The 13,119-nt window shown below is 69.2% G+C and carries 13 protein-coding genes and 1 rRNA gene; 4 read left to right on the forward strand and 10 right to left on the reverse strand.

Annotated features, from left to right (window positions below):
- Nucleotides 1-25: 25 nt before the first annotated feature.
- Entirely contained in the window at nucleotides 26-181 is a 156-nt protein-coding gene (locus D0D37_RS47445; RefSeq protein WP_208720036.1) for a zinc-binding dehydrogenase, read from the forward strand.
- On the opposite strand, the gene D0D37_RS19240 is transcribed toward D0D37_RS47445, so the two are convergent.
- Nucleotides 178-780, reverse strand: coding sequence for a TetR/AcrR family transcriptional regulator (locus D0D37_RS19240; protein WP_244223577.1), 603 nt, complete (start codon nucleotides 778-780; stop codon nucleotides 178-180). The two genes, D0D37_RS47445 and D0D37_RS19240, sit on opposite strands and share 4 nt — an antisense overlap.
- A 72-nt stretch (nucleotides 781-852) precedes the next feature.
- On the opposite strand from D0D37_RS19240, the gene D0D37_RS19245 reads away from it, so the two are divergent.
- Nucleotides 853-1,704, forward strand: coding sequence for an oxidoreductase (locus D0D37_RS19245; protein ID WP_116201939.1), 852 nt, complete (start codon nucleotides 853-855; stop codon nucleotides 1,702-1,704).
- Nucleotides 1,705-2,040: 336 nt separating this feature from the next.
- Here the strand turns inward: D0D37_RS19245 and D0D37_RS19250 are convergent, their stop codons facing one another.
- From D0D37_RS19250 to D0D37_RS19260, 3 genes are read right to left on the reverse strand one after another with little or no spacing between them, the layout of a single operon-like run.
- Nucleotides 2,041-4,212, reverse strand: coding sequence for a xanthine dehydrogenase family protein molybdopterin-binding subunit (locus D0D37_RS19250; RefSeq protein ID WP_116201940.1), 2,172 nt, complete (start codon nucleotides 4,210-4,212; stop codon nucleotides 2,041-2,043).
- Complete coding sequence (locus tag D0D37_RS19255) at nucleotides 4,209-5,171, reverse strand: FAD binding domain-containing protein (protein WP_116201941.1); 963 nt, start codon at nucleotides 5,169-5,171, stop codon at nucleotides 4,209-4,211. Before D0D37_RS19255 ends, D0D37_RS19250 begins: the two co-directional genes overlap by 4 nt.
- On the reverse strand, nucleotides 5,158-5,610 hold the full coding sequence (locus D0D37_RS19260; RefSeq protein ID WP_116201942.1) for a (2Fe-2S)-binding protein: 453 nt from the start codon (nucleotides 5,608-5,610) through the stop codon (nucleotides 5,158-5,160). Before D0D37_RS19260 ends, D0D37_RS19255 begins: the two co-directional genes overlap by 14 nt.
- Nucleotides 5,611-5,844: 234 nt before the next feature.
- Between D0D37_RS19260 and D0D37_RS19265 the strand changes: the two genes are divergently transcribed.
- Entirely contained in the window at nucleotides 5,845-6,396 is a 552-nt protein-coding gene (locus D0D37_RS19265) for a TetR/AcrR family transcriptional regulator (RefSeq protein WP_116201953.1), read from the forward strand.
- Between the two features lie 76 nt (nucleotides 6,397-6,472).
- Here D0D37_RS19265 and D0D37_RS19270 read toward each other — a convergent pair whose 3' ends face one another.
- The 5 genes from D0D37_RS19270 to D0D37_RS19290 form a co-directional block, all read right to left on the reverse strand.
- Nucleotides 6,473-6,901 (reverse strand): acyl-CoA thioesterase, encoded by a 429-nt coding sequence (locus D0D37_RS19270; protein ID WP_116201943.1) that lies wholly within the window; start codon nucleotides 6,899-6,901, stop codon nucleotides 6,473-6,475.
- Between the two features lie 10 nt (nucleotides 6,902-6,911).
- Nucleotides 6,912-9,887: a bifunctional [glutamine synthetase] adenylyltransferase/[glutamine synthetase]-adenylyl-L-tyrosine phosphorylase gene (locus D0D37_RS19275; protein ID WP_116201944.1), complete on the reverse strand. Its 2,976-nt coding sequence runs from the start codon at nucleotides 9,885-9,887 to the stop codon at nucleotides 6,912-6,914.
- A gap of 30 nt (nucleotides 9,888-9,917) precedes the next feature.
- A complete protein-coding gene (locus D0D37_RS19280; protein WP_162834320.1) occupies nucleotides 9,918-11,048 on the reverse strand; it encodes an inorganic phosphate transporter in 1,131 nt (376 codons plus the stop codon).
- 94 nt (nucleotides 11,049-11,142) lie between these two features.
- Nucleotides 11,143-11,892, reverse strand: coding sequence for a type 1 glutamine amidotransferase (locus D0D37_RS19285; protein ID WP_116201945.1), 750 nt, complete (start codon nucleotides 11,890-11,892; stop codon nucleotides 11,143-11,145).
- Complete coding sequence (locus tag D0D37_RS19290; RefSeq protein ID WP_116201946.1) at nucleotides 11,889-12,305, reverse strand: rhodanese-like domain-containing protein; 417 nt, start codon at nucleotides 12,303-12,305, stop codon at nucleotides 11,889-11,891. Before D0D37_RS19290 ends, D0D37_RS19285 begins: the two co-directional genes overlap by 4 nt.
- Nucleotides 12,306-12,429: 124 nt before the next feature.
- Between D0D37_RS19290 and D0D37_RS19295 the strand changes: the two genes are divergently transcribed.
- Entirely contained in the window at nucleotides 12,430-12,867 is a 438-nt protein-coding gene (locus D0D37_RS19295) for an Lrp/AsnC family transcriptional regulator (protein ID WP_116201947.1), read from the forward strand.
- A 128-nt stretch (nucleotides 12,868-12,995) separates the two neighbouring features.
- On the opposite strand, the gene rrf is transcribed toward D0D37_RS19295, so the two are convergent.
- Nucleotides 12,996-13,112: ribosomal RNA gene (gene rrf / locus D0D37_RS19300) — 5S ribosomal RNA — on the reverse strand.
- Nucleotides 13,113-13,119: the final 7 nt, after the last annotated feature.

Consider the following 13,119-nt stretch of genomic DNA (forward strand, 5'->3'; position numbering starts at 1 on the left):
CGGGCCGGGGCACGGGTGCTGGTGCATGGTGGAGCGGGGCCGACTGGTCGACCAGGGCAAGCTCCGGCCGGTGATCGGCGCTGTGCTCCCGCTGTCCGACGTCGCAAAGGCGCACGCCTTGGTGGAGGGCGGCTCCGCTGGCGGACGTCCGCGCGGCAAGGTCGCCATCGCGGTGGGCTAGGCCGTGATACCGAGCGCCGCCAGCCACACCCGAGTCAGGGTCGCGGCCGCGTCGTCCAGCGAGCTGTCAGCGACAAACGCCTGATAGAAGACGCGTTCGGTCATCCAGACCAGCGCCGCAGCAACCTCAGCCGCGGTTCCAGACGGCATTCCGGCGCGCTCGGCGACACCGCGCATGGTGTCGGCGAGCGCGACCACCGCGGAGCGCCACGCCTGGTCGATCGCCGGAACCGACGGCGACAGTTCAACCGCCGTGCGCATCACCGTGCCGTGCTCGCGCCACATCCGCGCGGTCTGCTCGACCCCCTGCCGGACCGCGTCGCCGGGATCGGCAGCACCCGCGTCCACCGCGTCGACCTCCGTGCGCAGCTTGGTCACGGTCCGCTCGACCAGCGCGGCGAGCACCTCGTTCTTGGACCCGAAGTAGAAGTACAGCGCGCCCCGGGTGATCCCGGCTTCCTGCGCGATCGTCGCGACGGTCATGGACGCTCCGCCGGTCGAGTTCAGCTGCTGCTCCGCCGCGTCGAGAATCGCGCGTTCGCGCAGGTCCCCCTTGGTCGGAGCCGTCCGGCGACGGGTCCGGGTGCCTTGCTCTTCCACCTGCAAGTTCTATCACGCCGACTATTTTTGACGCAGTGCAGATTTTTCTCGGCACGGTGTAGAGTTCACTTCATGACCAAGCTCTTCCTGATCACCGGTGCCAGCTCCGGCCTCGGCCGCGCGTTCGCCGAGGCGGCGCTCCAAGCCGGGCACACCGTCGTCGGCACCGTCCGCAAGCAGGCCGACGCCGAGGCGTTCGAGCAGCTCCAGCCGGGGAAATCGCTCGCGCGCATCCTTGATGTCACCGACGACGACGCGGTGTTCCGGACCGTCGACGAGATCGAGGCCGAGGTAGGCCCGATCGACGTCGTCATCGCCAACGCCGGGTACGGCCACGAGGGCGTCTTCGAAGAGTCGACGATGGCCGAACTGCGCGCGCAGTTCGAGGTCAACGTGTTCGGCGTCGTCGCGACAGTGAAGGCAGTGCTGCCGTACCTGCGGCAGCGGCGGCGCGGGCACATCCTCGGCGTCACGTCGATGGCCGGGCTGATCACCGTGCCGGGCACGTCCTTTTATCAAGGCAGCAAGTACGCCGTGGAAGGCATTCTCGAGACCGTCGGCAAGGAGGTCGCCCCGTTCGGCGTGCACGTCACCGCGATCGCGCCGGGTTCGTTCCGCACGGACTGGGCGGGCCGCTCGATGGTCCGCACCGACCGTTCCGTGCCGGACTACGACCAGGTGATGGACCCGATCCGCGAACACCGCCTCGCCGCCAGCGGCAAACAGCTCGGCAACCCGCGAAAGGCCGCGGAAGCCGTGCTGCGCATCCTCGACGTCCCGAACCCGCCCGCGCACCTGGTCCTCGGCTCCGACGCGCTACGCCTCGTCGCGAACGGCCGGGCTGCGGTCGACAAGGAGATCGAGGAATGGGCCGAGCTGAGCAGGTCCACCGATTTCCCGGACGGAGCCCAGCTTCCCGGTTGAGCGGTTCAGCCGACGTACGCGGTGAAAGAATGCTTAGCCTCCGGCGCATGCCGCACTGGTTCGGCTGCACAGCACATCGGCACACCGCGCGGCGTCTCCGGAGACGCCGCGCAAAAGGCTCAACGCGCTACCCGTTCAGAGCCGAAGCCCACCACACAGAACTCTGGCACGCCGCCGCTGGTCCGCCTCGCCTGGCGTTCCGGCGCGCCATCGGCCGCCGCCACGCCCAGCACGCTGCCCGCCTAACGCACACTCCGCGCGCAAGAACCCCTACCCCCGCTGCGCCACTCCGGCACAGGGGCGTCCCAGCCCGAAGACCCGGACGCCCCCACCGGGTCACTCCACCAGCAGATCCTCAATCATGATCGGAATGCTCCGCACCCGGATCCCGGTCGCGTTGCACACCGCGTTCGCCACCGCGGCCGCCATGCCCACCGCGCCGATCTCGCCTACTCCGCGGGCTCCGACCGCGTTGTGCAGCGTGTCCGGGTATTCGACGAACTGCACGTCGATCTCCGGGATGTCGGCGTTGACCGGCAGCAGGTAGCTCGCGAAGTCCGCGTTCGCGGGGCGTCCGCTCGGCTCCACTTCCAGCCCCTCGTGCAGGGCCGCCGACACGCCCCAGATCATCCCGCCGGACAGCTGGCTCCTGGCCTGCGTCGGGTTGATGATCCGGCCGCCGTCGAAGACGCCCAGCATCCTCGACACCCGCACCTCGCGGGTCAGCCGGTGGACCCGGACCTCGCAGAACTGTGCGCCGAACGAGCTGAACGAATGCTTCGTCATCTCCTCGCCGGGCGCGGAGGAACCCCTGGCGGACAAGGATTCCCGGCCGATCGCGCGCAGCAGTTCACCGAACGGCATGGTCCCGCGGTTGCCGTGCAGCAGGCCCTCGGCGTACGTCACCACCTCGCCCTCGAACGGCGCGCCCGGCTCGGCGGCGAGTGCCACCAGTTCGTCGAGCAGTTCGGTGGCCGCGAGCATGATCGCGGTGCCGGTGCTCGCCGTGGCCGTCGAGCCGCCCGACATTCCGCCCGGCGCGTACCGGGAATCGCCCAGGTGCGGGGTGACGCGCTCCGGATCGATGTCGAGGGATTCGGCCCCGATCGTGGCCAGCACGGTGAGCAGCCCGGTGCCCGGGTCCGCCCCGCTCGTGGACACGTCCGCGGTCTCGTCCGCGTTGAGCGTGATCTCGACCGTCGCCGGGAAGCGGAGCCCCGGGAACATCGCCGTCGCCGTGCCCATGCCGACGAGCCAGTCCCCGTCGACGTGCCCGCGCGGCGACCGGTTCGCCCAGCCGAACCGCTGCGCCCCGACCTCGTAGCACTCGTCGAGGTGCTTGCTCGACCACTGCAGGTCGACCCCGGGAGGAGCGAGCGAACTGTTGCGCCTCCGCAGTTCGATCGGGTCCATCTCGAGCGCGATCGCGAGTTCGTCGACGGCGCTTTCGAGCGCGAACGAGCCCGACGCCTCCCCCGGCGCGCGCATGAACGTGCCCGGCGGGATGTGCAGCGGCACCATTTTCTGGCTGATCGACAGGTTCTGCGTCGCGTACCACTCGCGCGAGGTGCCGTGCGACGTCGGCTCCACAAAGGACCGGCTCATCGACGTGGCCGACCAGGAATCGTGCTGCACCGCGATCAGCGTGCCGTCGCGGTCCGCGCCCAGTGCGACCTTCTGCACCGTCGCCGGCCGGTTCGCGGTCGCCGTGAACACCTGCTCGCGGGTGAGCGCGCACTTCACCGGACGGTCCAGCGCCTTGGCGGCCGCCGCGGCCAGCATCCCCGGTGCCGAGGTGCCCGCCTTGCCGCCGAACGCCCCGCCCACGTACGGGTTCACCGCGTGGATGGCCGACGGCTCGATGCCCAGCACCCCGGACATTTCCATGGCCTGCAGGTGACTGGCCTGGTTTCCGCTGTAGAGGGTGAGTTCGCCGCCGTCCCATTTCGCGACCGCCGAATGCGGTTCCATGGCCGCGTGGTTCTGCGTCGCGGTGCGGTAGGTCTGCGAGACGACGACCGGACTCTGCGCCAGTGCGTCCACAATGGACTCGACACCGTCGGAGAGGACCTCGATCGACGGCGGGGCTCCCCGGCTCTCCGGTGCGTCCTCCGCGGTCGCGAGCCCGTCCTCCATCGACGTCAGCGCGGGCTTCTCCTGGTAGGTGACCTCGATCAGCCCCGCCGCGTCCCGCGCCTGTTCGAACGTCTCCGCGACGACCAGCCCGATCGGCTGCCCGTAGAACACCACGTCCCGGTCGTGCAGCGGCAGCCACACGTCGCCCATCAGCTGCGACTTGAACGGGTGCAGTTCGAGCGGGTCGAACGGGCTGTAGACGCCGACCACCCCGGGCGCGCCCTTCGCCGCGGTCACGTCCATCGCGGTGATCTCGCCGTGCGCGATCGTGCTGAGCACGATGTAGCCGTACAGCATGCCGGGGAACGTGCGGTCCAGCGCGTAATCGGCCTGGCCGGTGACTTTCCGCGGAGCGTCCAGCCGCGCGTTCATGCCCGGCTCCCTTCGGTCAGTTCGAGCAGCGCGCGGACGATCGTCCGCTTCAGCAGCGAAGGTTTGAACACGTTGCCGGACAACGGCTTCGCGCCGTCCACCGCCACCGCGGCGGCGGCCGCGAAGGCCTCCTCGGTCAGCTCCGCGCCGCGCAGCGCCTCCTCCACGGCAGGCAGCCGCCACGGCACCGTCCCGACGCCGCCGGCCGCCACTCGGGCGTCGGCGATCTTCCCGTCGCGCACGTCGAGCGCGACCGCCGCCGAGCACAGCGCGAACTCGTACGACTGCCGGTCGCGGATCTTCACGTACGTGGAGTTCTCCGCCCAGTCGAGCCGTGGCACGCGCACCTCGGTGATCAGCTCCCCAGGGCGCAGGTCGTGCTCGACCTCCGGGGTGTCGCCCGGTTCGCGGTAGAAGTCGGTCAGCGCGACCGTGCGGGTGCCCTCGGCGCTGGCCAGCACGACCTCCGCGTCAAGCGCGACCAGCGCGACCGCGACGTCGCTGGCATGCGTGGCCACGCAGGAGTCGCTCGTACCGAGGATCGCGTGCATCCGGTTGACACCGGAAATCGCCGAACAGCCGCTGCCCGGCGAACGCCGGTTGCACGGCATGGCGACGTCGCGGAAGTACGAGCACCGCGTGCGTTGCATCAGGTTTCCGCCGATGCTGGCCATGTTCCGCAGCTGCTGCGACGCGCTGAGCAGCAGCGCGCGCGAGATCGCCGGGTACACGCCGGGATGCGCGGCGATGTCGCCCATCCGCTCCAGCGCGCCGAACCGCAGGCCGTCGGCGGTGTCGATGCCCCGCAGCGGCAGGTCGTTGATGTCCAGCACCTGCTGCGGGGTGAGGACGTCGAGCTTCATCAGGTCAACGAGGGTGGTGCCGCCGGCCAGGTAGGTGCCCGCGCTGCCCAGCGCGTCCTCCACGGTGGCGGGTGCGGTCAGCTCAAACGGTCGCATCGGCCTGCCTCGCCTGCTCCACGGCGCGCACGATGTTCGGGTACGCCGAACAACGGCACAGATTGCCGGACATGAACTCGCGGACGTCGGAGACGTCGTCGCGCACCGCGGCGACCGCCGACATCACCTGACCGGACGTGCAGAACCCGCACTGCAGCGCGTCCTGGTCCACGAACGCCTGCTGCACCGGGTGCAGTTCGTCCTCAGTGGACAGTCCTTCGACGGTGGTGACGGGACCGCGCACGGTCGCCGCCAGCGTGAGGCAGGACAGCACCGGCTTGCCGTCGACGTGCACGGTGCAGGCGCCGCACTGGCCGCGGTCGCAGCCCTTCTTCGGGCCGGTGACGCCGAGCCGCTCGCGCAGCGCGTCCAGGAGGGTCACTCCCGGCTCGACGCCGAGCTCCTCGGTTCTTCCATTGACTTCAAGGGAAATGTCCACAGTAGGGTTCGCTTTCCCGCAGTGTCGTCCGCGGCGGACGTCCTGCGGCGTGATGGTGGTGGTGACGGCCCTTCGGGAACACGAGCTGCTGGTGGTAAACCGGATATTCATCCGCTTGGCTCGCTTTGACCGAGGCTAGCGGATTAGAATCCGCTACGCAACGAAGTGGAGCTACTCCAGGTGGCGCTGGAGCAGCTCCAGGTCAGGCAAGGCGAAGCAAACGCGGGAGGCGCGATGCCGGTGAGCCCGCGACGGGCGGATACCCGGCGCAACCACGAACGGATCCTGGCGGTGGCCGCGGAAACCGTCAGCCGAGCAGGAGACGTGTCGTTCAACGCGGTCGCCAAGGAAGCGGGCGTCGGCGTCGGCACGGTGTACCGGCACTTCCCCACGCCGGAATCGCTGGTGCTGGCCGTCTACGAGCGGGAGGTGAACCAGCTCGTCGAGATCGTGCCCGAATTACTCGCCAAACATTCCCCTGATCAGGCGTTGCGCGTCTGGATCGTGGACCACCTGGCGCACTACATGATGACGAAACGAGGGTTGGCCAACGCGTTGCGCGCGTCGCAGAGCGAACTGCCGACGCAGGCGTACGCGCGGATGCTCGACGCGCTGGACACCCTGCGGAAGGCCAACGCGGAAGCGGGCACGATCCGGCCGAACCTGAAGACGGAAACCCTGATGCGCGGCCTTGGCGGGCTGTTTTTCCTTACTCCGGAAGGAGATTGGAAGGCGGAGACCGAGGGAGTGGTGGACCTGGTGTGGCACGGAATGCGGCTGGACTGACCGCGGCGAAGTCCGTGAGGGGAACCCTCAGGGAATCAGAGTCCGTGAAGGTTCCCCTCACGGACCCGTCGCGAACTCACTCCGAAGTGGACAGCATCTTCAGGTCGACCCCGGCCCGCTCGAAATGCCCCCGCGGATCCGGCACCAGCTTGCGCTTCTCCAGGTCCATCAGGCCCAGCGTGCACTTGATCTCGGCCGACAGCGTCCCGTCCAGCTTGACGATGCGCGAGGTCATCCAGAAGACCTTGCCGTCGCCGAAGGACGCGTCGCAGGTCACGTCCACCTCGTCGCCGGCGCGCAGTTCCCGCCGGTAGACGATGTTCGATTCGAGCAGCACCGGCGCGAGACGCGATTCGTGCAGGGTGTCGCTGCCGGCTGCCTCGAAGACTTCCAGCCGGGAAACCTCGCCGTACGAGTGGTACACGGCGTGGTTCAGGTGTCCCAGGGTGTCGAGTTCGTAGTGGCGCACCTTGATCCGGGTGCGGAACGGTTCGCGGTCGGTCACGCAGCCCAGGTTAGTTGTCGTAGAAAAGTTCCTCGACCACAGCGTGGGCGTGCCTCGTCACCCGGCGGTAGGAGTCGAGGAACTCGCCCGGGTCGTCGTCCACCGAGTAGCCGAACACGCGCGCCACCGCGGCGAGGTCGCGGCCGGTTCCGGGCACCTCGTCCGCTGCCTTGCCGCGCACCAGCATCGTCGCGTTGCGCACCCGTGTGGCCAGCAGCCATGCCTCGCGCAGCGACTCCGCCGACTCGACCGGTGCGAGACCCGCTTCGGCCAAGGCGGTCAGCGCGTCGAGAGTCGACGTCGTCCGCAGGCCAGGGATCTCGTGCGCATGCTGCAACTGCAGAAGCTGGACAGTCCACTCGACGTCGGCGAGACCGCCTCGGCCGAGCTTCGTGTGCCGGGTCGGGTCGGCTCCGCGCGGGAGACGTTCGGTCTCCACCCTGGCCTTGATCCGCCGGATCTCGCGCGCGTCCGTCGGGTCGAGCCCGCCTTCCGGATAGCGCAACGGGTCGATCATCTCGATGAACCGCTGGCCAAGCTCCTCGTCGCCGGCGGCGAACCGGGCCCGCAGCAGCGCCTGCGACTCCCACACCTCGCCCCAGCGCTGGTAGTACGCCCGGTACGACTCCAGCGTCCGCACGAGCGGCCCGCTGCGTCCTTCCGGGCGGAGATCGGCATCGACGACCAGCGCCGGGTCCGCGCTCGGCGCGCCCAGGATTTTCCGCACCGTCTCCGCGACCGACGAGGCGAACCGCAGCGCTTCGGCGTCCGGAACCCCTTCGGCGGGCTCGCAGACGAAGAGGACGTCAGCGTCCGAGCCGTAGCCCAGTTCCGCTCCGCCGAGCCGTCCCATGCCGATGACCGCGATCGTCGCCGGAGTACGCCCCAGCTCAGCCTGCCGTTGCCGGTAAGCCGCCGACAACGCTCCCTGCAGCACCGCCACCCAGACACTCGACAGCGCTTCGCAGACCGCCGGAACATCCAGCAGTCCCAGCAAATCCGCGCACGCGACGCGCAGCAGCTCATGCCGACGCAACGACCGGGCGGCGGTGACCGCAGCGCTCAACCCAGGCTGACGACGCACGGCAGCCCGCAGCGAAGTCGCCACTTCCGCCGGAGTGCGTCCGGTCAGCCGAGCCGGATCTCCCAGCAGTTGCAGCACTTCCGGTGCGCGCACGAGCAGGTCCGGGACCAAGTTCGACGTACCGAGCAGGAAGGCCAGTCGTTCGACGACAGTGCCCTCGTCGCGCAGCACCCGCAGGTACCAAGGCGTGTCCTGGAGCGCCTCGGACACCTTGCGATACGAGAGCAGACCGCCGTCCGGATCCGGCGTATCGGCCAGGCAGTCGAGCAACACCGGGAGCAGCGCCTGCTGAATCGCCGCGCGCCGCGACACCCCCGAGGTCAGCGCCTTGATGTGCTGCAGCGCCCCTTCCGGCGCGGCGTACCCGAGCGCGGCGAGCCGGCTGGCGGCCTGCTTCGTCGTAAGCCGCAACGCTTCCGTCGGCACATTCGCCACCGACTGCAGCAGCGGACGGTAGAAGACCTTCTCGTGCAGCCGCCGAATCCCCTGCGCGTGACGGCGGAACTCGGCAAGCAGCGCCTCGCCTTGGCTGCGCCCGCGAACCGGCCGAATCCCACAGGCGCGCGCGAGAATCCGCAGCTCATCGGTGTCCGACGCGGCGGGGAACAGGTGCGTCCGCCGCAACCGCCGCAGCTGCAGCCGATGCTCAATGGTGCGCAGGAATTCGTACGACGAACTCATCTCCGCCGCGTCCGCACGGCCGACGTACCCGCCGTCCCCGAGCGCCGCCAAGGCATCCAAAGTGGACGACGAGCGCAGCGCCGGATCCACCCGGCCGTGCACGAGCTGCAGCAGCTGCACCGCGAATTCGACGTCCCGCAGGCCGCCGCGGCCCAGCTTCAGCTCGCGTTCGAGATGCTCCGACGCGACGTGGTCCTCCACCCGCCGGCGCATCTGCTGGACCTCGGTCACGAAGTTGTCGCGGTCCGCGGCCGACCACACCATCGGCGCGACCATCTCCGCGTACTGCTGGCCAAGCTCGGCGTCGCCTGCCACCGGACGCGCCTTCAGCAAAGCCTGGAACTCCCAGGTCTTCGCCCATTTCTGGTAGTAAGCGGTGTGCCCTTCGAGCGTCCGCACCAACGCGCCGCTCTTGCCTTCCGGCCGCAACGCCGCGTCGACCTCGAAGCACGCGTTGCCGACCAGCCGCATCATCGTGCTGGCCAGCCGGGTCGCGATGCCGAGGTCACCGGCACCGACGAAAATGACGTCGACGTCGCTCACGTAGTTCAGTTCGCGACCGCCGGTCTTGCCCATCGCGATCACCGCGAGCGTGCCTTCAGCGGACGCACCGACCTCCTGCTCGGCGACCACGAGCCCGGCCTGCAACGACGCTTCGGCAAGGGTGGTCAGTTCGCTGGCGATGTCACGGAACTGCGGGTGTTCCAGCCCGGGCTCCACGAGGTGACCCAGGTCCGCGGCGGCGATCCCGAGTAGCAGTCCGCGGTATCCGGCGCGCAACGCCTGTTCGGCAGCGGTTCCGGTGGCGTACGTCCCGTCGTCTTGTCGAACCCGCTCAAGCAGCCGTTCCGCGAACTTCGCCGGATCGGTGCAGCCGTTGTCGGCGAGACAGCGCCACTCGCCCGGGTTGGCGACAAGGAAGTCCGCCAACGCGGTGGAGGTGCCGAGCACGCCCAGGAGCCGCCCGCGGAACGTGCGGTTCTCGCGGAGCGTGCTGTCCAGCTCAGGCCAGCCGGGTTCGTCGGCCTCGCGGATGCGGTCGAGCCCGGCCAGCGCGAGGTCGGGATCCGCGGCGCGAGACAAGGCGAGGAGGACGTCCGTGGCACCGTCGGCGGGTCCGCCTTCGGTCCACCAGCCCGCCGCGCGCAGTTGACCGTCGGCCCGGGTGTCAGTGAAGCCGTACCTGGCCGCCGAAGCTGAGGTTCGCGCGCGCTCTGCCATCGCTCACACCGTAGCCGGACCCGGGGCGGTTCAGGCAGCCAGGCGGTCCGGTTCGGTATCGGCTGCGGACGGTTCGGGGACCTGGAAGCTGTGTGCGGTGACGGGTTTGCGCCGCGACAGGAGGTAAATCCCGGCCGCGAAGAGAATCCCGGCGACGCCGACCGCGATGGTCCCGACCTCGCCGAGCGAGGCGATCTTTCCCGCCGCCGCGCCGACGACACCCGCGGCGGGCAGCGTGAACAGCCAAGCGACGACCATCCGGCCTGCCATCTTCCAGCGCACCGGAGCCTCGCGACGGCCGACGCCGGAGCCGACGATGCCGCCCGAGCACACGTGCGTGGTCGAGAGCGGGAACCCGAGGTGCGAGGACAGCAGGATCACGACAGCGCTGCTGGTCTGCGCGGAAAAGCCCTGCGGACCTTCGATGTCGGTGAGGCCCTTGCCGAGAGTGTGAGTGATGCGCCAGCCACCGAGATACGTGCCGAGCGCGAGCGCGGACGCGGCACTGATGATCACCCAGACCGGCGGCGCGGATCCGGCCGGGAGACTGCCCGCCGCTACGAGCGTCAGGGTGATGACGCCCATCGTCTTCTGCGCGTCGTTGGTGCCATGGGCGAGCGAGACGAGCGACGCCGAGACGATCTGTCCGACCCGGAATCCGCGCCCGCCGCGCTTGCGGACCAGGAACCGGTAGACGAGGTAGGTGACCGCAGCTGCCGCGACTCCGGCGATGATCGGCGACGCGGCGGCCGGAATGAGCACCTTGTCGACGATCTTGGCGAAGTGGACGGAGTCCGCGCCCGCGGACACCCAGGTCGCGCCGATCAGCCCGCCGAACAGCGCGTGCGACGAACTCGACGGCAGGCCGACGTACCAGGTGAACAGGTTCCAGACGATCGCCCCGATGAGCCCGCCGAACACGATGGCGGGCCCGATCCTCGTCTCGTCGACCAGACCGCTGGAAATCGTTTTCGCGACCTCGACCGACAGGAACGCGCCTGCCAGGTTCAAGACCGCGGAGATCGCGACGGCGACGCGGGGCCGGAGTGCTCCGGTGGCGATCGAAGTCGCCATCGCGTTCGCCGTGTCGTGGAAGCCGTTGGTGAAATCGAAAACCAGCGCCGTGCAGATCACGACGACGACGAGCAGCGAGGGGTCCACCCCGACCTCCGAACCCTACGGAAATACCTCTCGCAAGGTACCTGACCGTTTGGGTGAACCGTTAACTCGCCGTAAGTGATTCCGACGTCATCCGTTAAGCCAACGGCAACTGGCGTTGACTTTCCGGAGCCGCCTGCAGCTGACCGGCGGCCAACTGGACGAACCGGCGCGCGAACGGACGCCACGTCTCGGCGATCTCCGCGTGCGCAGAGGTCAAGGCGTCACCCTCGAGCGCGCCCGGACGGGTGAGTTCCGCCATTTCCGGCTCCGCCTCGGCCCAGGCCAGGACGGCCTCCGGCGTGGTCTCGATGTGGAACTGGACACCGTAGACACAACGGTTCATCCGATACGCCTGGTGCGCGTACTTCGGGGTGGACGCGAGCAGCTCAGCACTCGGCGGCAGAACCGTGATGACGTCGCGGTGGAACTGCATGACATCCGGGAGGAAGGGCATGTCCGCGAAGAGCGGATCGATCCACGCGGCGTCCTTCTTGGACACGAGCCCCGGCCCGACCTCAGGACCGGCCTCGCCCTCCGCGACCTGCCCGCCGGTCGCGACGGCGAGCAGCTGCGCGCCGAGACAGATCGCGAGCGTCGGCACGGCCTTCCCCGCAGCGGCGGCAAGAAGCTTCCGGACGTTGATGAGCCAGGGGTGCTTGGCGTCGTCGAGCGCGCCCATGCCGCCGCCGAGACAGATCAGGCCGTCGTAGCCGTCGAGACTCGCCGGCAGCTCCTGTTCCGGCGGCAGGCGCACGTCGAGTTCGGCGCCAGCTTCCGTGAGCCACTCCCCGAGCGGGCCGATCGGGTTGGTGGCATCGGGCTGGATGATGAGCAGACGAGTCACGGCGTCCAGGGTACGGGCATCCCGGCCTCTGTCGGATAGCCGTGGGTGAGCCAGGTCGTAATACCGCCGGACAGCCGTTTGACCGTGAAGCCGAGCCGCGCGAGCCGGTACGCGCCCTGGGTGGCGGCGTTGCAGTAGATGCTCTCGCAGTAGCAGACGTAGACGAGGTTCCGGTCGAGGTCGCGGGTGCTTTCCTCGGTCATTTCCCGATACGGGAAGCAGATCGCGCCCGGCAGGTGCGCTTCGGCGTACGCCCCGGGGCTGCGGGTCTCGACGAGGACGTAGCCGTCGGTGCGTCCGTCGGCGAGGTCCTGGGCGAGGTCGACCGGATCGACCTCGAAGGAGAGTTCGCGCCCGAAGTACTCGACGGCACTGGCGGCTTGGTGGGGCAAGGAGAGGATGCGAGGTTTCACGCTGTTGATCCTCCCGTTCCGACGCTGGCGCGGGACAGGGGAAGATCCAGGTGTTCCGCCGCCTTCACCAGGGTTTTCCCGGCCTGGACGGCGGTTGGCTTGGAGTTTCTGGGAGGGTGCGGCAATGGAACTGGACGACGTCGACCGGCGGCTGCTGGAGCTGCTCCAGTCCGACGGCCGCCTGACGTTCTCGGAACTCGGCCGCCGGGTGTCGCTGTCCGCCCCGGCCGTGACGGAACGGGTGCGCCGGCTGGAGCAGCGCGGGGTGATCACCAGCTACGCGGCGCGCGTCGATCCGGAGAAGCTGGGCCGTCCGATCCAGGCGATGATCCGGGTCCGCGTCCGCAGCCTGGACGGCCCGCGGTTCCGCGAGGCGATCCTGCCGCTGCCGGAGATCACCGACGCCGATCACGTCACCGGGGACGAGTGCTGGCTGCTCCGCGTGCACTGCCGCACGACGGCGGAGCTGGAGCGGTTCGTGGAACAGGCGCAGCGCTATGGCGAGACCACGACGTCGCTGGTGTTCTCGTCTCCCGTCCGGGGCCGCGGGCTGCCGCTGTGACCCGGACATGACGAAGGCCCGAACCCTGTGCCGGGTTCGGGCCTTTCACTTTTTTGGCTTGGAAATGAGTCTGGGCCCCGGGAGAACCGCGAGGGTTCTCGGACCGGGGCCCAGACTTCTCAAAATAAGTTCGGCGGTGTCCTACTCTCCCACAACCCTTCGGTTGCAGTACCATCGGCGCAGTCAGGCTTAGCTTCCGGGTTCGGAATGGGACCGGGCGTTTCCCTGACGCTAAAACCACCGAAACACTCC

This window comes from Amycolatopsis circi, from assembly GCF_003385235.1.
GTDB lineage: Bacteria > Actinomycetota > Actinomycetes > Mycobacteriales > Pseudonocardiaceae > Amycolatopsis > Amycolatopsis circi.